At 61.8% G+C, this 20,346-nt stretch carries 20 protein-coding genes; 7 read left to right on the forward strand and 13 right to left on the reverse strand.

Annotation, left to right across the window (positions count from 1 at the left end):
- Positions 1-470 precede the first annotated feature (470 nt).
- On the forward strand, positions 471-1,241 hold the full coding sequence (gene dpaA / locus AC2CGQ_RS20880; protein ID WP_004930225.1) for a peptidoglycan meso-diaminopimelic acid protein amidase: 771 nt from the start codon (positions 471-473) through the stop codon (positions 1,239-1,241).
- Here dpaA and AC2CGQ_RS20885 read toward each other — a convergent pair.
- Both AC2CGQ_RS20885 and lpcA read right to left on the reverse strand, forming a co-directional pair.
- A complete protein-coding gene (locus AC2CGQ_RS20885) occupies positions 1,176-1,979 on the reverse strand; it encodes a class II glutamine amidotransferase (RefSeq protein WP_004930222.1) in 804 nt (267 codons plus the stop codon). The two genes, dpaA and AC2CGQ_RS20885, sit on opposite strands and share 66 nt — an antisense overlap.
- Before the next feature lie 101 nt (positions 1,980-2,080).
- Positions 2,081-2,662 (reverse strand): D-sedoheptulose 7-phosphate isomerase, encoded by a 582-nt coding sequence (lpcA, locus tag AC2CGQ_RS20890; RefSeq protein WP_004930220.1) that lies wholly within the window; start codon positions 2,660-2,662, stop codon positions 2,081-2,083.
- Positions 2,663-2,908: 246 nt separating this feature from the next.
- On the opposite strand from lpcA, the gene fadE reads away from it, so the two are divergent.
- Positions 2,909-5,365: an acyl-CoA dehydrogenase FadE gene (fadE, locus tag AC2CGQ_RS20895; RefSeq protein ID WP_004930218.1), complete on the forward strand. Its 2,457-nt coding sequence runs from the start codon at positions 2,909-2,911 to the stop codon at positions 5,363-5,365.
- Positions 5,366-5,649: 284 nt separating this feature from the next.
- Entirely contained in the window at positions 5,650-5,802 is a 153-nt protein-coding gene (locus AC2CGQ_RS20900) for a Hok/Gef family protein (protein WP_004930217.1), read from the forward strand.
- Between the two features lie 73 nt (positions 5,803-5,875).
- Here AC2CGQ_RS20900 and mtnK read toward each other — a convergent pair whose 3' ends face one another.
- The gene (mtnK, locus tag AC2CGQ_RS20905; RefSeq protein ID WP_033634102.1) at positions 5,876-7,075 is read right to left on the reverse strand and encodes an S-methyl-5-thioribose kinase; all 1,200 of its coding nucleotides are present in this window, start codon (positions 7,073-7,075) and stop codon (positions 5,876-5,878) included.
- A 146-nt stretch (positions 7,076-7,221) separates the two neighbouring features.
- Between mtnK and mtnA the strand changes: the two genes are divergently transcribed.
- Positions 7,222-8,250 (forward strand): S-methyl-5-thioribose-1-phosphate isomerase, encoded by a 1,029-nt coding sequence (gene mtnA, locus AC2CGQ_RS20910; RefSeq protein WP_484593858.1) that lies wholly within the window; start codon positions 7,222-7,224, stop codon positions 8,248-8,250.
- Between the two features lie 17 nt (positions 8,251-8,267).
- Here the strand turns inward: mtnA and AC2CGQ_RS20915 are convergent, their stop codons facing one another.
- Genes AC2CGQ_RS20915 through AC2CGQ_RS20925 form a run of 3 tightly spaced genes read right to left on the reverse strand, consistent with a single transcriptional unit; the run spans position 8,268 to position 10,107 of the window.
- Entirely contained in the window at positions 8,268-8,810 is a 543-nt protein-coding gene (locus AC2CGQ_RS20915) for a 1,2-dihydroxy-3-keto-5-methylthiopentene dioxygenase (protein WP_015376726.1), read from the reverse strand.
- Entirely contained in the window at positions 8,807-9,496 is a 690-nt protein-coding gene (mtnC, locus tag AC2CGQ_RS20920; RefSeq protein ID WP_021505012.1) for an acireductone synthase, read from the reverse strand. The genes AC2CGQ_RS20915 and mtnC overlap by 4 nt, the downstream gene beginning before the upstream one ends.
- Positions 9,493-10,107 (reverse strand): methylthioribulose 1-phosphate dehydratase, encoded by a 615-nt coding sequence (locus AC2CGQ_RS20925; RefSeq protein ID WP_484593859.1) that lies wholly within the window; start codon positions 10,105-10,107, stop codon positions 9,493-9,495. The genes mtnC and AC2CGQ_RS20925 overlap by 4 nt, the downstream gene beginning before the upstream one ends.
- A gap of 142 nt (positions 10,108-10,249) precedes the next feature.
- Here AC2CGQ_RS20925 and AC2CGQ_RS20930 point away from each other — a divergent pair, with 142 nt between their 5' ends.
- Both AC2CGQ_RS20930 and AC2CGQ_RS20935 read left to right on the forward strand, forming a co-directional pair.
- Entirely contained in the window at positions 10,250-11,410 is a 1,161-nt protein-coding gene (locus tag AC2CGQ_RS20930; RefSeq protein ID WP_015376723.1) for a pyridoxal phosphate-dependent aminotransferase, read from the forward strand.
- On the forward strand, positions 11,398-12,171 hold the full coding sequence (locus AC2CGQ_RS20935; protein WP_484593860.1) for an amidohydrolase: 774 nt from the start codon (positions 11,398-11,400) through the stop codon (positions 12,169-12,171). Before AC2CGQ_RS20930 ends, AC2CGQ_RS20935 begins: the two co-directional genes overlap by 13 nt.
- On the opposite strand, the gene hpxK is transcribed toward AC2CGQ_RS20935, so the two are convergent.
- The 7 genes from hpxK to AC2CGQ_RS20970 all read right to left on the reverse strand — a co-directional run bounded on the left by hpxK (position 12,172) and on the right by AC2CGQ_RS20970 (position 18,609).
- Positions 12,172-13,416, reverse strand: a complete 1,245-nt coding sequence (hpxK, locus tag AC2CGQ_RS20940; protein ID WP_351007026.1) for an allantoate amidohydrolase — start codon at positions 13,414-13,416, stop codon at positions 12,172-12,174. It abuts the gene before it with no gap.
- Positions 13,416-14,657 (reverse strand): pyridoxal-phosphate-dependent aminotransferase family protein, encoded by a 1,242-nt coding sequence (locus AC2CGQ_RS20945; RefSeq protein ID WP_484593861.1) that lies wholly within the window; start codon positions 14,655-14,657, stop codon positions 13,416-13,418. The genes hpxK and AC2CGQ_RS20945 overlap by 1 nt, the downstream gene beginning before the upstream one ends.
- 46 nt (positions 14,658-14,703) lie before the next feature.
- Complete coding sequence (locus AC2CGQ_RS20950; protein ID WP_033634110.1) at positions 14,704-15,447, reverse strand: amino acid ABC transporter ATP-binding protein; 744 nt, start codon at positions 15,445-15,447, stop codon at positions 14,704-14,706.
- Entirely contained in the window at positions 15,428-16,084 is a 657-nt protein-coding gene (locus AC2CGQ_RS20955) for an amino acid ABC transporter permease (RefSeq protein WP_060558617.1), read from the reverse strand. Before AC2CGQ_RS20955 ends, AC2CGQ_RS20950 begins: the two co-directional genes overlap by 20 nt.
- Positions 16,084-16,749, reverse strand: a complete 666-nt coding sequence (locus tag AC2CGQ_RS20960) for an amino acid ABC transporter permease (RefSeq protein ID WP_033634112.1) — start codon at positions 16,747-16,749, stop codon at positions 16,084-16,086. Before AC2CGQ_RS20960 ends, AC2CGQ_RS20955 begins: the two co-directional genes overlap by 1 nt.
- Before the next feature lie 12 nt (positions 16,750-16,761).
- The gene (locus AC2CGQ_RS20965) at positions 16,762-17,553 is read right to left on the reverse strand and encodes a transporter substrate-binding domain-containing protein (RefSeq protein WP_033634113.1); all 792 of its coding nucleotides are present in this window, start codon (positions 17,551-17,553) and stop codon (positions 16,762-16,764) included.
- A gap of 216 nt (positions 17,554-17,769) precedes the next feature.
- Positions 17,770-18,609, reverse strand: a complete 840-nt coding sequence (locus AC2CGQ_RS20970) for a MurR/RpiR family transcriptional regulator (RefSeq protein WP_033634154.1) — start codon at positions 18,607-18,609, stop codon at positions 17,770-17,772.
- Between the two features lie 142 nt (positions 18,610-18,751).
- On the opposite strand from AC2CGQ_RS20970, the gene AC2CGQ_RS20975 reads away from it, so the two are divergent.
- The gene (locus AC2CGQ_RS20975) at positions 18,752-20,338 is read left to right on the forward strand and encodes a gamma-glutamyltransferase family protein (RefSeq protein WP_484593862.1); all 1,587 of its coding nucleotides are present in this window, start codon (positions 18,752-18,754) and stop codon (positions 20,336-20,338) included.
- Positions 20,339-20,346: the final 8 nt, after the last annotated feature.

The following is a 20,346-nucleotide window of genomic DNA, read 5'->3' on the forward strand; positions in this document are numbered from 1 at the left end:
GCATGGCGGCACGCCCAACATGAACTTTCTCGCAGTGAATATATGGGGTAACGCGCATTCCCTTGATTCCCCCCTTTCCGTTGTTTGCGTGATAATCGATGTGTTAACGGCCTGTAGCCAAATAACCACCAAAACGGCCGGGTTATATGCCATAATCCCTGCCGCTTCAATCGCTACCGCGCGTTAAATTGAAGAGGGAATATTAACATTGTTCGCAACATTGTTCTGCGTTCCGTCGTGACTTGGGTCAAGCAAACGCAATTAAATTTCGCCGGTTTTTCACTACTTATCGTTAAAATCTGCCGGTCATTTCACTTTTATCGAGCTTTGTCGTTTTTTTATACATATCACGTATTGCTAAAAATAAACGCGCTGGTAATCTGGCGGTGTTTTGCAGCAGTAAAAACAATAATCAGTGGCATGCTGGCCAGGTTGATTGCGCCGGCAGATAAATATAAGCAGGAATTATAATGAGCAAAATCGCGCTGTTGTTTGCGATGCTTGTTTCTATGCCGATGATCACGGCCTGCAGCGCCAGCGAGCAGGTACCCGAAGCGCCGGTAGTTAAACAGCAATTATTGGGTTCGCCGGTCTATATTCAGATCTTCAAAGAGGAACGCAAGCTGGAATTGTATGCCAGAATGGGCAATGAATTCCGCCTGGTCAACACGTTCCCGATCTGTAATTTCTCCGGCGGGCTGGGTCCTAAACGTCGTGAAGGCGACTTTAAAAGTCCTGAAGGCTTTTATAGCGTTGACGCGCGCCATCTGAAACCCGACAGCAAGTATTATCGGGCGATCAATATCGGTTTTCCTAACGATTACGATAAGTCGCAGGGCTATTCCGGCGCTTATCTGATGATCCACGGCGAATGTAAATCGATCGGCTGTTACGCGATGACCAACACCTATATGGATGAGATCTATCGCTACGTCGAAGCCGCCTTCGCCTATGGCCAAAGCCGCGTCGACATCAGCATCTACCCGTTCCGCATGACCGAACAGAACCTGAAACGCCATGCGTCATCCAGCTATATCGCCTTCTGGCGCCAGCTGAAGCCGGGCTACGATTACTTCGCGAAGAACCGCCAACCGCCGACAATGGGCGTGGTCAATGGCCAGTACGTCTTGGGTCAACCGCTGATGAGCAGCGGCGGCATGATGACGCAGTACGCGTCAGCCAGCCCGACGCCCAACACCAACCCCTTCGCTCAGAACAAGCCGCTCACCGAAGTGAAATAACGCGAACTCGCCTGGCTCAATCTTGTGCCAGGTTTCGTTGGCGGTCAGCGGTTGGGTGGCGATCACCGTGACCACATCGTTCGGTGTGGTCTGCTGCTGAAAATCAATCTCCACGTCCTGATCAAGCAGCGTCGCCTTGCCGAACGGCGCGCGGCGCGTGATCCAATACAGGTTGGTGGAGCAATACGCCATCACGAAGCGCCCGTCCGACAACAGCATATTGAACACCCCTTTCTTGCGCAGCTGGCTCGCCAACAGGCCAATGTAGCGGAATACCGCCGGCCACTGGCTCGGGGTGCGCGGGTATTTCAACGCCAGCTGATGCAGCAGCCAGCAAAACGCGTATTCGCTGTCGGTCTGGCCGACCGGGCGGAACGTGCCGGTATCCAGCTGGCGATAGCCTTTCAATTGGCCGTTGTGCGCGTAGGTCCAGTTGCGGCCCCACAGTTCGCGGGTGAACGGATGGGTGTTTTCCAGCGCCACTTCGCCGCGGTTGGCCTGGCGAATATGGGACACCACCGCGCAAGACTTGATCGGATAGTCCTGCACCAGGCGGGCGATCGGCGAGTTGAAGCTCGGCTGCGGATCCTTGAATGTACGGCAGCCGTTCCCTTCATAGAAGGTAATGCCCCAGCCATCCTTATGCGGCCCGGTGCGGCCGCCGCGCTGTACCAGGCCGGTAAAGCTGAAGCAGATATCGGTCGGTACGTTTGCGCTCATCCCGAGCAGTTCACACATCGCCAGCACTCCTTAACCACACTGACACAGGCTGTGCGGGCGCGGCATATATGCGGCGCCCGCAGTCTTATTCATGGGGAGCTGCAGCCCCCCGAAGGCTATTACGCCTTAACCATCTCTTTTTCGATCAGCTGAATCAAGATGTGAATCGCTTTAATGTGGATCTCCTGGATGCGATCGGCGTAGCCGAAGTGCGGCACGCGAATTTCCACATCGGCGGAACCCGCCATCTTGCCGCCGTCCTTGCCGGTCAGGGTGATCACTTTCATCCCCTTGGCGCGCGCCGCGTCGATGGCCTTGATGATGTTGCCGGAGTTGCCGGAGGTGGAAATGCCCAGCAGCACGTCGCCTTCGCGGCCCACCGCTTCCACATAGCGCGAGAACACATACTCATAGCCGAAGTCGTTGCTGACGCAGGACAGGTGGCTCACGTCCGAGATGGCAATCGCCGGGTAGCCCGGGCGGTTTTCGCGGTAGCGGCCGGTCAGCTCTTCGGCGAAGTGCATCGCGTCGCAATGGGAACCGCCGTTGCCGCAGGAAATCACTTTACCGCCGGCTTTGAAGGAATCCGCCAGCAGCACCGCCGCGCGTTGGATGGCGTCGATGTTGGCGTCGTCATTGATAAATTTCGCCAGGGTATCAGCCGCTTCGTTCAGTTCACTGCGAATAAGGTCGTGGTACATGAGGAACCTCTTGTTATCGTCAAATCTTCCGCTCCGCAGTGTACCGGATCGCGGAAACAGCGAGAAGCATTCTCAGCCAAACAGCGCGCCGGTTAAGGAAGCGGAGAGGTTTTTGATGATTGGTGCTGTCAGTTTGTGACCTGAGTTGTAATTAAACTGTAAACGCATTGATAAAAATTCTGCCTTGTACTAAAACCTATTACATACACACAACAGGTCAGACCTCTTACTACTTCGGAGCTTCTTATGATGGTTCTTAGTATTGTCGTTTTACTGGCGCTCCTCGGCGTGGTGTTCTACCACCGAGTGAACCTTACCCTCAGCAGCCTGATCCTGGTGGCGTACACTGCCGCCATGGGCGCGATCGGCCTGTGGAGCTTCTGGCTGTTGCTGCCGCTGGCGATCGTGCTGCTGCCGCTGAACCTTTCCTCTGTGCGTCGCTCTCTGCTCTCCGCGCCGGCGCTGCGCGCCTTCCGCAAGGTGATGCCGCCGATGTCCACCACCGAGAAGGAAGCGATCGACGCGGGCACTACCTGGTGGGAAGGCGATCTGTTCCGCGGTGCGCCGGACTGGAACAAACTGCACAGCTACCCGAAACCACGCCTGACGGAAGAAGAGCAGGCGTTTATCGACGGCCCGGTGGAAGAAGCCTGCCGCATGGCCAACGACTTCCAGATCACCCATGAACTGGCCGATCTGCCGCCTGAACTCTGGGCATACCTGAAAGAACACCGTTTCTTCGCGATGATCATCAAGAAAGAGTACGGCGGCCTGGAATTCTCCCCTTACGCTCAGGCGATGGTGCTGCAAAAACTGGCCGGCGTTTCCGGCATCCTGGCGATCACCGTCGGCGTGCCAAACTCCCTCGGCCCGGGCGAACTGCTGCAGCATTACGGTACCGAAGAACAGAAAAACCACTATCTGCCGGGCCTGGCGCGCGGCGACGAGATCCCTTGCTTCGCGCTGACCAGCCCGGAAGCGGGTTCCGATGCCGGCGCGATCCCGGACGTGGGCACCGTGTGCATGGGCGAATGGCAAGGCAAGCAGGTGCTGGGCATGCGCCTGACCTGGAACAAGCGCTACATCACGCTGGCGCCGGTCGCCACCGTGCTGGGTTTGGCATTCAAACTGCATGACCCTAACCGCCTGCTGAGCGACAACGAATCCCCGGGCATCACCTGTGCGCTGATCCCGACCAGCACGCCGGGCGTGGAAATCGGCAACCGCCACTTCCCGCTGAACGTGCCGTTCCAGAACGGCCCGACCCGCGGCACCGACGTGTTCGTGCCGATCGATTACATCATCGGCGGGCCGAAAATGGCCGGCCAGGGCTGGCGCATGCTGGTTGAATGTCTGTCGGTCGGTCGCGGCATCACCCTGCCGTCCAACTCCACCGGCAGCCTGAAATCCATCGCCCTGGCGACCGGCGCCTACGCGCACATTCGCCGTCAGTTCAAGATCTCCATCGGCAAGATGGAAGGGATCGAAGAGCCGTTGGCGCGCATCGCCGGCAACACCTATGTGATGGACGCCGCCGCTTCGCTGATCACCTATGCACTGGTGCAGGGCGAGAAACCGGCCGTGCTGTCGGCCATCGTCAAATACCACTGTACGCACCGCGGCCAGCAGTCGATCGTTGACGCCATGGACATCGCCGGCGGTAAAGGCATCATGCTGGGCGAATCCAACTTCCTGGCTCGCGCTTATCAGGGCGCACCGATCGCCATCACGGTGGAAGGCGCGAACATCCTGACCCGCACCATGATGATCTTCGGTCAGGGCGCGATCCGCTGCCATCCTTATGTGCTGGATGAAATGGCGGCGGCGCAGAACAACGATCTGAACGCCTTCGATAAATCGCTGTTCGGCCACCTGGGCCACGTCGGTAGCAACAAGGTACGCAGCTTCTGGCTGGGTCTGACCAACGGCCGCACCAGCGCCACGCCAACCAAGGACGCGACCCGTCGTTACTATCAGCAGTTGAACCGCCTGAGCGCCAACCTGGCGTTGCTGTCGGACGTTTCCATGGGCGTGCTGGGCGGCAGCCTGAAGCGCCGCGAGCGCATCTCCGCTCGCCTGGGGGATATCCTCAGCCAGATGTACCTGGCTTCCGCCGTGCTGAAACGCTTTGACGACGAAGGCCGTCAGAAAGAAGATCTGCCGCTGGTACATTGGGGCGTGCAAGACAGCCTGCATAAAGCCGAACAGGCGCTGGATGATCTGCTGCGCAACTTCCCGAACCGCTTTATCGCCGGCGCGCTGCGCTTCGTGGTCTTCCCGTTCGGCCGCGTGCATACCGCACCGTCCGATCGCCTGGATCATCAGTTGGCCAAGATCCTGCAGGTGCCTTCCGCCACCCGCAGCCGTCTGGGGCGCGGCCAGTACCTGACGCCGAGCGAGCATAACCCAATCGGCCTGCTGGAAGCGGCGCTGGCCGACGTGATGGCCGCTGAGCCGATTCACGAACGCCTGTGCAAGGCAGCCGGCAAAAACCTGCCGTTCACCCGTCTGGATCGTTTGGCGGAGCGCGCGCTGGAAGAAGGCAAGATCAGCGCCGACGAGGCGAAGATCCTGGTGAAAGCCGAAGAGAGCCGCCTGCGCTCCATCAACGTAGACGACTTCGCGCCGGACGCGCTGGCGGCCGCCAAGCCGGAAAAGCCGGCGGCGCAGTCTAAGCGCCAGCAGCAGACCGAAGCGGCTTAAGGTTCACTTCACGCATCCAAGGGGCGATCATCATCGCCCCTTTTTCTTTTGCTTTCATGACAAACTGCGCACCGCGCCGCAGGTTGGCGCAACGGCGGATTTAACGGGAAGGAAGTTCGGGTAGACTGCGCCGCGGGTGCTCTGGATCTTTCTGTCCGGCGCCTTGGCAAAGGAGAGAAAGAGAAAGGCCCCGAGTCGATATTATCAACCCGAGGCCACTCTGATGCCAAGCAACATCAGGTTAGCCTCTTACCCGCCGCAAGGCAAGGATAGGGAGGTCAAAAATGCAGCAAAAACGGGTCGTGCTTAAACTGGTGATCGTCTGTATGACGCTGATCGCGTTCATCTGGCTCACCCGCGGTTCGCTGTGCGAACTGCGCATCAGGTTGGGAGACTCGGAGGTTGCGGCCACTTTGGCTTACGAATCCGAACGGTAAGGCAACCCAACGGCGGGGTTCGCCCCGCCCGTTGGCTGATGATGTCAGGCAGGATCCACGAGCACCCGCCTTTTCAGCCTTGCTGACGAATACGCGCCAACAGCGCATCGATATGCTCGATCTGCGGCGCATTGACGATCAGCGTGCGCCCCAAGCCCAGCGCATGACGCTGACAGCCGAGGCGCATGTCGGCGTCGGCGATGCTGTCCAGATCGGCGACGTGCGCCAGGCCGATAGTGCGCCGAATCAGCTCGGTACCGCAGTACCCTATCGCATCAGTCCAGACCTGCAGCAGGAACTGCTCGGCGTAACCCGGCGTCGCCAGCGCCGCATCGCGGCTTTGCTGATGGCACAGCGCCAGGAAACGATCGGCAAAGATCAGCCACAGCTCGCGCACATCCTGCAGACGCTGCTCGCGCCCGGCGGCGGCGTCGCGCGGCCCGAACAGCCCAGGCTGGCCGCAATAGTTGAGCAGCAGGTTGCCTAACGCAGTGCCGACATCAAAACCGATCGGGCCGTAGAAACCGAATTCAGCGTCGATCGCTTTCAATCGCCCTTCCGCCACGAAGATCGAACCGCTGTGGATATCCCCATGCAACAACGCCTCCGCCTTGCTGAGGAAGCGGTGTTTCAGGCCGGCGACCGCCAGCTTCAGCGGCGCATCCTCACGCAGCGCCTGCACCTGCGGCAACAGCGCCGCCTCGAACTGATTGCGCTCATGGTCGATATAGGGATCGGTAAAGAACAGATCTTCGGTGATCTGGCACAGCTCGGGGTTGGTGAAGCGGCTGACTTCCGCCTTTTTCTGCTGCGCCGGCTGATAAAAATCGGAGGTGTGAAACAACGTCTGCGCCAGGTATTCCGCCAGCTGCCCGGCCGCCAGCGGATGATAGTTCCCCTGCACCAGTTCACTGCGCCAGATGCGATGATCGGAGAGATCTTCCTGCACCATCACCGCCAACTCGGGATCGTGATGCAAGACTTTTACCGTATGCCGCGGGCAGAAACCGCCGTGGATCAACAGCGTTTCCGCTTCGATGCGCGCCCGATCCAACGTCAGCGGCCAGGATTCGCCCACGCAGCGCACGTAGGGCAGCGCCTGTTTGACGATCACCCGGCTCACGCCTTCGCGATCGCGGATCTTGAACACCAGGTTCAGGTTGCCGTCGCCGATCTCGTCGGCGCTGACCAGCGCCTGCGGATCGGCCACCTGCCCGTATTGGCGGGCGTATTCAACGGCATCGGCAGCCGTAAACGTACGATAAAGCGACATTCCCCAACCCCTCTGTTCTCTCTCGCTGCCCCCAGCGATTCTGTTTATTTAGACGTAAAAGCATTTGGACGTCTATACATCTGGAAGTCATGTTGGCAGAATAGCGTTTCAGATGCAATAACCTCGCAACAAGGAATTAACCGCCGATGCAAGCGCTTAACACCACCAGTTTGACCCTGCAGGACAACCGCCTTTGGATCCTCGATCAGCAAGCCCTGCCGCAGGAAAAGCGGTGGCGCGCTTGCGACAGCGTGGAGGAGTTGGTCGGGCACATTCACAGCCTGCGGGTGCGCGGCGCACCGCTGATCGGGCTGTCCGCCAGCCTGTTGTTGGCGCTGCTGGCGGAGCGCGGTCTGCCGCGCGCCGAGCTGGAGCAGGCGCTGCACACGCTGCGCGCCGCCCGCCCGACGGCGGTTAACCTGATGAACAATCTGGATCGCATGAAGCTGGCGCTGGCGGAGTCTGACTGGGCGCCGGCGATGGTGAACGAAGCGCTGCGGTTGGTGGAGGAAGATCGCCTGCTGTGCGATCGCATCGCCGATCGCGGCGCTGGTCTGGTCAAGCCCGGCAGCCGCCTGCTGACCCACTGCAATACCGGCGGGTTGGCCACCGCCGGCGTCGGCACCGCCATCGGCGTGCTGCTGCGCGCCCACCAGCAGGGCAAGGTGCAACAGGTATGGGTCGATGAAACCCGGCCGCTGCTGCAGGGCGGCCGTCTGACCGCCTGGGAACTGGGCGAGCTGGGCATTCCCTATCGCCTGATCTGCGATTCGATGGCCGCCAGCCTGATGGCGCAGGGCCAGGTCGATGCGGTGTGGGTCGGCGCGGATCGCATCGCCGCCAACGGCGACGTCGCCAACAAGATTGGCACTTACAGCCTGGCGGTGCTGGCGCACTACCATAGCATTCCATTCTACGTGGCTGCCCCGCATACCACCCACGATCCGCACTGTCCGGACGGCGCCGCCATCCCGATCGAGCAACGCGCGGCGGCCGAAGTCACCGGCGTTTCAGGCAGCTTCGGCGCCTGCCAGTGGGCGCCGGCCGAGGCGCCGGTCTACAATCCGGCGTTCGACGTCACGCCGGCAAAACTCATCAGCGGGTGGGTGTTCGACAGCGGCGTGATCACGCCGCAACAGGTTGAAGCGGGGATCTTCCGGCGGACGCTGGGTTAACGCCCGCCGGTTAACGATCAGTCCAGACGCGGATAGGCATCGGCGATCTTGTCGCCGGTGAAATGCGCCACCCAGCCTTCCGGGTTGTCGAACACCCGGATCGCGGTAAAGTGCGGCGCCGAGCCCATATCGAACCAGTGGCGGGTGTTGGCCGGCACCGAGATCAGATCGTTCTTTTCGCACAGGATCTGGAAGATCTTGCCGTCCAGATGCAGGCAAAACAGCCCCGCCCCTTCAACGAAAAAGCGCACTTCATCCTCGCCGTGCGTGTGTTCGGACAGGAATTTTTCCCGCAGCGCCTGACGCTGCTCGTGGTCCGGCCGCATGCTGATCACGTCCCAACTCTGGTAGCCCTTTTCCGCCACCAGCCGGTCGATCTCATGCTGGTAGGCGGCGATCACCGCCTCCGGCTGCGGATTGTCGCCCAGCTCGCGATCCGCCTGCCAACGCTCAAAACGCACGCCGATCTGCGCCAGCTGGCGCTGGATTTCCTGCGCGTCGCGGCTCTGCCACAGCGGCTGCTGCGGCGCTGTATCACTGAAAATGGTCAATCCACTCATGAGACAAACTCCCCTAAATCGATGTGATCAAAACGGCTGACCTGCGGATGCCGGCTCTGTGCGTCCGCCTCATCGCGGATCAGCTGGCAGGTATGCCAGCCGGCGGCCTGCGCCGCGTCCAGCTCCTGGTGGATATCGGACAGGAACAGCAGTTCGTCGGGCGCGATGCCGATAGCCTGCGCAATGTTGCGGTACGACGCGGTTTCACGCTTGGCACCGACGTGCGTGTCGAAATAGCCGCTGAACAGCGGCTGCAGATCGCCGGCGTCGCTGTGGCCGAACAGCAGCTTCTGCGCCTCCACCGAACCGGAGGAATAGACGTAAAGCTGCAGCCCCTGACGCTGCCAGGCGGCCAGCTGCCCCGCGACCTCCGGGTACAGATGCCCGCGAAAATCCCCTTCGCGATAGCCGCTACGCCAGATGATGCCCTGCAGCGCCTTGAGCGCGGTGGATTTGCGGTCTTCATCCATAAAGCGGTACAGCGCGGCGATCAGCGCGTCGAGATCCGCCTGTGGCTGGTCAATTTCAGCGCGCAGCGCCGCCAGCGGCGCGGCGACTTCGCTCTCCGTGGCGTGACGGCGAACAAAATCCGCCAGCCGTTCACGGGCATAGGGAAACAGCACCTGATGCACGAAGCGAATATCGCTGGTGGTGCCTTCAATATCGGTCACGATAGCGCGGATCATTTCGCCTCCAGCAAGCGACGTTGCAGTTCACACTGGAACAGGAATTCCAGCCCTTCGAGATGGCGGCGGGCTTCCGCCACCTGGCTTCCCCAGCAATAGAGACCGTGGCCGCGCACCAGAAAACCGTACTGCAGCGGCGTGACCTCGGCATAGGCCGCCACGCGCGACGCCAGGCGGGGAATGTCCTGATCGTTATCGAAAATGGGGATCGCCACGCCGTCCAGGTGGCTGCGCTGGCCGGCGAGCGACTTTTGCATTTCGTACCCCTGCAGCACCAACGCATCGCCGCGTTCCACCCGCGACAACACGGTGGCGTTGACGGAATGGGTATGCAGCACCGCACCAAGGTGCGGGTACAAGCGATAGAGCAGCGTATGCAGCCCGGTTTCCGCCGACGGCGTACGGCCGCTCGGCACATGATTGTCAGCAATATCCACCCGCAGAAAATCGGCGGCGCTCAGGCTGCCCTTGTCTTTGCCGGACTCGGTAACCAGGCATTGACGTTCGTCGAGGCGCAGCGACATGTTGCCGCCGGTCGCCGGACACCAGCCTTTGTCGCCAATCCAGTGGCAGGCCGCCAGTAACGCGGCAATTTGCGGATTCTCCGTCATTATTATCGTTTCCCGTTCGCTAAAGCAGTCAGCAGGCAGGCTAAGCACTTTTTCGCATTTAGCCATCTAAGCGTCTTGATTGCCAAATACTAGCATCGTGTTATATTGACGGCAATATAAGCGCCTGGAGTATTCACCTGCTATGAGCACTTCCGCATTGATTCCCGAAAGTAAACTGCCTGCCCTGGGCACCACCATCTTCACCCAGATGAGCGCGCTGGCGCAGCAGCATCAGGCGATCAACCTGTCGCAGGGCTTCCCCGATTTCGACGGGCCGGACTACCTGAAAGCACGCCTGGCCTGGCATGTCGCCCAGGGCGCCAACCAGTATGCACCGATGACCGGCGTGGCGGCGCTGCGCGAAGCCATCGCCGACAAAACCGCCGAGCTGTATGGCTGGCAGCCGGACGCCACCGCCGAAGTGACCGTCACCGCCGGCGCTACCGAAGCGCTGTTCGCCGCCATCACGGCGCTGGTTCGCCCCGGCGATGAGGTGGTCTGTTTCGATCCGAGCTACGACAGCTACGCGCCGGCGGTGACGCTGGCCGGCGGCGTACTCAAACGCCTCGCCCTGCAGCCGCCCGCGTTTGCCGTGGATTGGCAACGGTTCGCCGCCGCGCTGTCGCCGCGCACCCGCCTGGTGATCGTCAATACGCCGCACAATCCGTCCGCCACCGCCTGGCAGGCGGAAGACATGCAGCAGCTGTGGCACGCCATCGCCGAACGCGAGATCTACGTGCTCAGTGACGAAGTCTACGAACACATCTGCTTCGCCAAAGGCGGCCACGCCAGCGTATTGGCCCACCCGCAATTGCGCCAACGGGCGATCGCGGTGTCCTCCTTCGGTAAAACCTTCCACATGACCGGCTGGAAAGTGGGTTACTGCGTGGCGCCCACCACGCTGAGCGCCGAGGTGCGCAAGGTGCATCAATACCTGACCTTTTCGGTCAATACTCCGGCGCAGCTGGCGCTGGCGGATAGCCTGCGCACCGAACCGGAGCACTGGCGACAGCTGCCGGCGTTCTATCGCGCCAAGCGCGATCGCTTTGTGCAGGCGCTGGCGAGCAGCCGACTGGAAATTTTACCCTGCGCCGGTACATACTTCTTGCTGGCGGACTACAGCGCCATCTCCGATCTGGACGATGTGGCGTTCTGCCATTGGTTAACTGAGCACGTGGGCGTGGCGGCCATTCCGCTGTCGGTCTTCTGTGCCGATCCTTTCCCCCATAAATTGATCCGGCTGTGCTTCGCTAAACAGGACGCCACGCTGGATGCAGCTGCGGAGCGGTTATGTCGACTTTAAAAATTACCCTGTTGCAGCAACCTCTGGTCTGGCGCGACGGCCCCGCTAACCTGGCCGCCTTCGACGCGTTGCTGGCGCCGATCGTCGGGCGCGATCTCATCGTCTTGCCGGAAATGTTCACCACCGGTTTTGCCATGGATGCCGGCGAGAGCGCCCTGCCCGCACAGCAGGTGATCGACTGGCTGCACGGCTGGGCGGTGAAAAGCCACGCGTTGATCGGCGGCAGCGTGGCGCTGAAAACCGCCGAAGGCGCGGTCAATCGCTTCCTGCTGGTGGAGCCGGGCGGCCAGGTGCATGCCTATGATAAACGCCATCTGTTCCGCATGGCTGGCGAACACCTGCACTATCAGGCCGGCAACCGGCGCGAAATCGTCGAGTGGCGCGGCTGGCGCATCCTGCCGCAGATATGCTACGACCTGCGTTTCCCGGTCTGGGCGCGCTATCAGCAGGATTACGATCTGGCGCTGTATGTCGCCAACTGGCCGGCGCCGCGCAGCCGCCATTGGCAAACGCTGCTGGCGGCGCGGGCGATTGAAAATCAGGTGTATGTGGCGGGCTGCAACCGGGTGGGCGACGATCCGAACGGCCTGAACTACAGCGGAGACAGCCTGATCATCAGCCCGCAGGGCGAGATCCTGGCGGATGCCGAGCCCGGCGCAGCCGCGCGGCTGGACGCCGAGCTGTCGCTGGAAAGCCTGCAGAGTTACCGCAACGCCTTCCCGGCCTGGCGCGATGCCGACAGCTTTCTGCGTCTTGATTGATCAAACACTCTCCCAGCCGGCGATCATCAGGCAATAGGCCTGGATCGCCAGCGCTACGTCCGCCTGCCGCACCGCTTCAGCCGGATGATGGCTGACGCCGCCGGCGCAACGCACGAACAGCATGCCGACCGGCCAGTGCGCCGCCACGGCGATGGCGTCGTGTCCGGCGCCGCTCGGCAGCGCCAAACTCTGCCCCTGTACCTGCTCGACGGCCGCCTGCCAGCGGCGCTGCAGATCGCTATCGCAGGCGGTGGCGTCGATGCGATAAAACGCCTCGCTGGCGAAGCGCACTCCGCGCCGCGCGCAGATCGCTTGCGCCTGCGCCAGCAACGCCGTCAATAGCGTCGCCAGCGGTGCATCCTGCGGGCCGCGCACGTCGAGCGTCAAGCGCACCTCGCCGGGGATCACGTTGACCGCGCCCGGCAGGCTCTCGATGCAGCCCACGGTGGCCACCAGGTGCGGATCGGCGGCGCAGGTCAGGGTTTCTACCGCCATCATCCATTCCGCCGCGGCCACCAGCGCATCTTTACGCTGCCCCATCGGCACCGTGCCGGCGTGGCCCGCCTCCCCGCTAAAGACGCAGTTAAGCCGACGCGCGCCGTTGATCGCCGTCACCACCCCCAGCGCCAGGTCGGCCGCCTCCAGACACGGGCCCTGTTCGATATGCAATTCCAGATAAGCGCGGATTTCCTGCGGCGCGCGGCGCGCCTGCGCGATCGCCGTCGGCTCCAGCCCGAAGTCGCGCATGGCCTGCGCGATGCTCACCCCGTCCGCGTCAGTCTGCGCCAGCCATTCTTGCGGCCATTGGCCGGTCAGGCCGCGGCTGCCCAGCAGCGTCACGCCGAAGCGAGCGCCTTCTTCATCCGCAAAACCGATCACCTCCAGCGCCAACGGCAATCGGCACCCCTGGCGGTGATAGCGCGCCACCACTTCCAGCGCCGTAAGCACGCCGAGCATGCCGTCATAGCGCCCGGCGTTACGCACCGTGTCCAGATGCGAACCGAGCAGCAGCGCGGGGGCGCCGGGCGTTAAACCTTCATAGCGGCCGCAGATATTGCCGACGCTGTCCTGCCAAACCGCCATGCCGCTCTCGCGCATCCATTCGCCAACCAGCCGGTTGGCGCGCCGATGTTCCGCAGAAAGATAAAGGCGCGTGAGCCGATCGGGCTCCGCGCTGATCGCCGCCAGCTCGTCACAGCGCGCCATCACTCGTACGGCGGCCTGCTGCGCCTCCAGCGGCGTCATCAATGATGTCCCGCATCATAAACGTTCCAGGCGGCCTGCAATGCCTCGCCCTGCCTGCTGGCGAAACCGAGGCGGTTCAACACCGCCTCCAGCGCCGCCAGCGTTTGCAGCACGCAATCCTTGCGCGCGTTGTAGCCCATGGTGCCGATGCGCCAGATTTTTCCCTGCAGCGGGCCGAACGAGGTGCCGATCTCGATGGCGAAGTCGTTCAGCATCATCTGCCGCACCTGTTCGCCTTGCACCTGCGGCGGGATCATCACGCCGAGCACGTTATTCATGCGGTGTTCAAGATCGCCGAATACCGCCAGCCCCATGCCCCGGATGCCCGCCAGCAGCGCCGCGCCGTGCAGCCGGTGGCGGGCGATGGCGTGCTCCAGCCCTTCTTCGAGGATCACCCGCGCACATTCCCGCGCCGCGAACAGCATGCTGGTGGCTTCGGTATGGTGATTGAGGCGCTCCGGTCCCCAATAATCCATGATCATGCCGATGTCGAAATAGTTGGAGTAGATCATCTCGTCGTCGCCGTCGGCGTGCTCGGCGGTTCGGATCCCCTGCTCCACGCATTTACGGCGGCGCACGATCTCTTCAAACTGCGGGCTGAGGGTGACCGGTGAACTGCCGGAAGGGCCGCCCAGGCACTTCTGCAGCCCGGCAGAGACCGCATCCAGCCCCCAGGCGTCGGTCTCCAGCGGGTTGCCGCCGAAGGAAGCGGTCGCATCGGTGTAAAACAGCACGCCGTGGCGGCGGCAGATATCACCCAGCTCATGCAGCGGCTGCAGCATGGTGGTGGACGTGTCGCCCTGCACCGTCAGCAGCAGGCGCGGACGCACCCGCTTAATCGCGTCTTCGATGCGATCGGCGCTGAACACCTCACCCCACGGTACCTCGATCGTATGCACCTCGGCACGGCAACGGCGGGCGATCTCGCACAGCAGATGTCCGAAGCGGCCAAATACCGGCACCAGCACCTTATCGCCCGGGCGAATGGCGGAAACCAGCAGCGCTTCGATGCCGGCGCGCGAGGTGCCGTCCACCAGCATCGTCCAGCGGTTTTCGGTGCGGAACAGCGCGCGATATAGCGCCATGACCTGATTCATGTAACCGGTCATTGCCGGATCGTACTGGCCGATCAGTTGGCTCGACATGGCGCGCAGCACGCGCGGATCGGCGTTGATCGGCCCCGGCCCCATCAACAGGCGCGCCGGCGGGTTAATCTGTTCGAACTGCGGAGTAGTTAGCATGTTATTTCCTTACCAGCTTAATAACTTGTCATTTTATTTGCCGAGATCAGGCTTCTGACAACCCGCGCACAGAAGCGATAAACTGCTTCAATTCCTGCGTTTGCGGATTGGCGAACAGCGTGCGGCTATTTCCCTGCTCCCACACCTTGCCCTGGTGCATGAATACCACCCGGTCGCCCACCTCGCGGGCGAAGCTCATTTCATGAGTGACCAGAATCAGCGTCATGCCCTCTCGCGCCAACTGTTCCAGCACCTTCAGGACTTCACCCACCAGCTCGGGATCCAGCGCCGAGGTGATCTCATCGCACAGCAACACCTTCGGTTTCATCGCCAGCGCCCGAGCGATCGCCACCCGCTGCTGTTGCCCGCCGGAAAGGTTGGCCGGCGCGTAATGCATGCGCTCACCCAATCCCACCTTGTTCAGCATCTGTTCGGCCAACTCGCGGCACTCGGCAGCGCTTTTTTTCAGCACCCGGCGCGGCGCCAGCATCACGTTTTCCAGCGCCGTCATATGCGGGAACAGGTTAAAGTTCTGAAACACCATGCCAATCGAGCGGCTGATTTCACGCGCCTGCGAATCGCGTTCGGTGATGGTCATGCCGCCCAGTTTGATGCTCCCTTCCTGATACCCTTCCAGCCCGTTGATACAGCGCAATAGCGTGCTTTTACCAGACCCGCTGCGGCCGATGATCGAGACCACCTGTCCCATGTCGATATCCAGATCCACGCCCTTCAACACATGATTCTGACCGTAATATTTTTGAACCTGATTAATGGTGATGATCGGCATGGCATTTCTTCTCCAGATAATGGCTGTAACGCGACAAGGGATAGCACATCAGGAAATAGCCCAACGCGACCAGACCAAACACCTTGAAGGGCTGATAAGTCACATTGTTCAGCATGGTGCCGGCCTTGGTCAGCTCGACGAAGCCAATGATCGACGCCAAGGCGGTGCCCTTGATCACCTGAACCGAGAAACCGACGGTCGGCGCAATGGCGATACGCACCGCCTGCGGCGTGATGACGCGCATCAGCGTCTGCGCGAAACTCAGCCCGAGACAACGGGCTGCCTCCCACTGACCTTTCGGCAAGGCGGCGATGCTGCCGGACCAGATATCCACCAGAAAAGCGCTGGTGAATAGCGTCAGCGCCAGCGCGGCCGAGGTCCATGGGCTGACGTCGACGCCGAACAGCGCCAGACCGAAAAACGCTAAAAACAGCTGCATCAGCAGCGGCGTGCCCTGAAACAGTTCCGCGTAAACGCGGACAAAACGCATTGCCCAGCGGCGCTTGCTCAGGCGCATCAACACCAGCGGCAGCGCCACCAGCGTGCCGCCGAAGAACGCCGTCAACGACAGCAGCAGCGTCCAGCGAGCCGCCAACAGCAGATTGCGCACGATGTCCCAATCGGTAAACGTCAGCATCAGTTTCGGCTCCCTAAAAAACGCCGCCCGGCGGCCAGCAACAGTTGACGCATCAACAGCGACAACAACAGATAAAGCAGCGCCGTCACCAGATAGACTTCAAAGCTGAGGAAGGTGCGCGACTGGATCAGGTTGGCGGCGAAGGTCAGCTCTTCGAACGAGACCTGCGACACCACCGAGGATCCCAGCATCACGATGATGCACTGGCTCACCAACGCCGGATAAATACGCTGCAGCGACGGCGGCAGTACGATGCGTAAAAAGGTCTGGCTGCGGCTGAGCCCCAACACGCGTCCCGCTTCCCACTGCCCCTTCGGCGTGACCTGAATGCCGGCGCGAATAATTTCGGTGCTGTAGGCGCCAAGGTTGATCACCATCGCCAGCAGCGCCGCCTGCCCGGCCGTCAGTTTCCAGCCCAGGCTCGGCAGGCCGAACACGATGAAGAACAACTGCACGACGAACGGCGTGTTGCGCACCACTTCGACGTAAACGCCCCAGAGGCGGCTCAGCGCGCCGGCCCGGCCGCTGCGGATCGCCGCGCCGCAAATGCCCAACGCAACCCCCATCAACGTCGCCAGCGCCGTCAGCGCCATCGTCGTCAGTAACCCCGCCAACAGCTCAGGCATGTAGGGCCAGAGCGCGGAGAAATTCAGCTGATAGGTCATCCGCCGCTCCCGTTATGCGCCAAAACCATCGGGCAGCGGCGCCTTCAACCATTTCTCCGACAGGCCATTCAGCGTCTTGTCCGCCAGCGCCTGTCCAATCAGCGCATCCACTGTGGCTTTCAAGGCCGGTTCTCCCTGGCGCAACCCCACGAAGCACGGCGAATCTTTCAACATGAACTTGGCGGCCGGCGCCTTGCCCGGATTCTGGCGCGCAAGGGCGCTCACCACCATGTTACCGGTGGCGATGTACTGCACCTGCCCGGAGAGATAGGCCGACAGCGTCGTGTTGTTATCCTCATAACGCTTGATCTGCGCCCCTTTAGGCGCGCCGTCGCTCAGCACCATATCCTCCACCGCGCCGCGCGTGACGCCGACGGTCTTGCCATCGAGCTGCGCCATGTTCGCCAACGCGCCGTCTTTCGGACCAAAGACCCCCAGGAAGAACGGCGCATAGGCGCGGCTGAAGGCGATGGTCTTTTCACGCTCCGGATTTTTGCCCAGGCTGGAGATCACCAGATCCACTTTATTGGTCTGCAGATAAGGCACCCGGTTGGCGCTGGTGACCGGCACCAACTGCAACTTAAGTTTCATCTTATCGGCCAGATAACGCGCCATATCGATGTCATAACCCTGGGGCTGCAGATCGGTGCCCACCGAGCCGAATGGCGGGAAATCCTGCGGCACCGCCACGCGCAGGACGCCGCGCTGCCGGATCTCCTGCAATTGATCCGCCATGGTCGGCGCGGCCTGCGCCAGCAAGGCGATCCCGGTGAAAACCGTCCACAGCGTTTTTTTGATGTTCATAGCGTATCCCCGATGGTGAAAAGATGAAACAAAAGATTCTTACACCACAACCTCTGCAACTAATGTGCCAATCGAAAATACGTCGAACCCATGCCTTAACTGGCGCTGATTAACGAGAAAAAACCTGCCGGCCTCAGCGGGCCGGCGACGGAGAAAGGGAAGGCAGGCAGGCCAGATTTGCACCAAAAATGTGCATCAGCACCAAAAAAGCGCCGGTTAGCGCGGTTCCAGTTCGTCCAAATCCTGATACAGACCGGCAATATGATGAATACGCGATCGCCCCTGCTCCAACATCTCATGCAGCAGGGCGTTGCTGAGCAGGTTACATAAGCTCATGGCGGCTGAATAGCTGTCGAAGGCGGAGACGCTGTCCAGCGAGGCGGCCAAATGCCAGTCCGCCAGCGGGATCAGCGCCTGCGCCTGCGGTTCGCAGATCAACAGCGTCGGCACCCGGCGAGTTTGCAGCTGCGTCAGTATCGCCTTGAGCTGACGCGGCCGGCGCCGAAACGCCACCACCACCGCCATATCCTGCGGCGCGAGATCGACCAGCTCCTCCGCCAGCGTCTGGCCGGGCTGCGGCATCAGCAGCACCCGCTCCCGCACCTGCATCAGTTGCTGACGCAGATGCATGGCTATCGGATAGCTGTTGCGAAATCCCAGCAGCGCGACCCGCCGCGCCCGCGCCAGCGCGGCGATCACCGCGCCGAATTGCTCCACATCGAGATGGCTCACCCAGTGCGAGAGGTTAGCCATTTCCTGCTTGTAATGCCGCGCCAGCAGCGTATTGCCCTGCACCGCATGCCTCTCGTCGGTCACCGGCATGCCGCTCTGGCGCAGGGTGCGCAGCTCAGCGCGCATGTCCTTGTAGCTGCGATACCCCAACCGCTTGAACAGCCTGCTGACCGTGGCTTTAGAAACCCCGCTCAAGCGCGCCAGCTCGGCGCTGTTGTAACTGATCAGGTCATCGAAATGATCGAGGATAAAGTCGGCGACGCGCTGTTCCTGCGGCGCCAATTGCGGATATTCGTTGCGCAGGCGTTCATCGAAGGGCTGCATCATCACTCTCGCTGTAACTTTTGTTTCACCGGAACATAGCACGCCCCGGCCCCTCACTGACAAGCAATTAATCGTCCTGATTAAAAGTGGAACGCCTCTTGCTTCTGTTATCCAAACGCTCACCTCAGACAAGGGCAGAAACATGATTAACAGCAATACCGCGCCACAGGGCATGGCGGTCACGCCACACCATCTCGCCAGCGAAAGCGCGCTGGCGGTGCTGCGCGAAGGCGGCAACGCCATTGAGGCGATGGTGGCCGCCGCCGCGACCATCGCCGTGGTCTATCCGCACATGAACGGCATCGGCGGTGACGGTTTCTGGCTGATCGTGCCGCCGCAGGGCGAGCCGCTGACCATCGACGCCAGCGGCGCCGCCGGCTCGCTGGCGACGCCGGCGCTGTACGCCGGAGAAAGCCGCATCCCGCAGCGCGGCCCAAAAGCGGCGTTGACCGTGGCCGGCACCGTCGGCGGCTGGCAGGAGGCGTTGGCCTATTCGGCCGAACTGGGCGAAACGCCGCTGCCGCTGTCGCGGCTGCTCGCCGACGCCATACGCTACGCCGCCGACGGCATTCCGGTCACCGCCTCCCAAGAGGCGGCGACGCGCAGCAAACGCCACGAGCTGGAGGAGTTCGCCCCCTTCGCCCGCATTTACCTGCCGCAGGGAAAGATCCCGGTTGCCGGCCAACGATTCTGCCAACCGCAGCTGGCCGATACGCTGATCGCACTGAGTGAGGACGGGCTCGACAGTTTTTATCGCGGCCCGCTGGCTGAAAGCATGGCGGCGGACATGGCGATGTTGGGCATGCCGCTTACCGCTCAGGATCTGGCGAGTTATCGGCCATGCCGCCGTCCTCCGCTGCGCCTTGAACACCAAAAAGGTGAAATATTCAATCTGGCTCCCCCGACCCAAGGGCTGGTGTCGCTTGCCATCCTCGGGCTGACCGACCGCCTGCCGCTGGTCGGACAGAGCGAAGGCGCCGTGGTGCACGCCGTGGTCGAGGCCACCAAGCTGGCGTTCGATCTGCGCGACCGTTTCATCACCGATCCGCGCCACATGACGCAGGATCCGCAGGCGCTGCTGGCGGCCGACCATTTGGATAGGCTGGCCGGGCGCATCGACGGCCAAAAAGCGGCCGACTGGGGCCAGGGCAAAGGCCCCGGCGATACGGTCTGGATGGGGGTGATGGACAGCAGCGGGCTGGCGGTCTCCTTCCTTCAGAGCATCTACCACGAATTCGGCAGCGGCGTGGTTCTGCCGAACAGCGGCGTCCTGTGGCAAAACCGCGGCGCCTCTTTCAGCCTGGACGCCGATCATCTGCTGGCGCTGGCGCCGGGCAAGCAGCCGTTTCATACGCTGAACCCGGCCGCCGCCCGGCTGTATGACGGACGCACGCTGATCTACGGCTCGATGGGCGGTGACGGCCAGCCACAGACTCAAGCGGCGTTATTCGTGCGGCATGTGGTGCAAGGGCTGCCGCTGCAGCAGGCGATCAGCGCGCCGCGCTGGCTGCTGGGGCGAACCTGGGGAGAAAGTTCGGACTCGTTGAAGCTTGAGGGGCGCTTTAACGCGGCGACCCTCGACTATCTGCGACAGCGCGGCCACGCCGTTGAACTGCTGCCGGCGTTCAGCGAAACGGTCGGCCATGCCGGCGCCATCGTACGCCACACCAACGGCATGTTCGAAGGCGCTTTCGATCCACGAAGCAACGGCAGCGCCGCCGGCTTCTGACTCTCTTG

This window comes from Serratia sp. DFXYC6, from assembly GCF_057196085.1.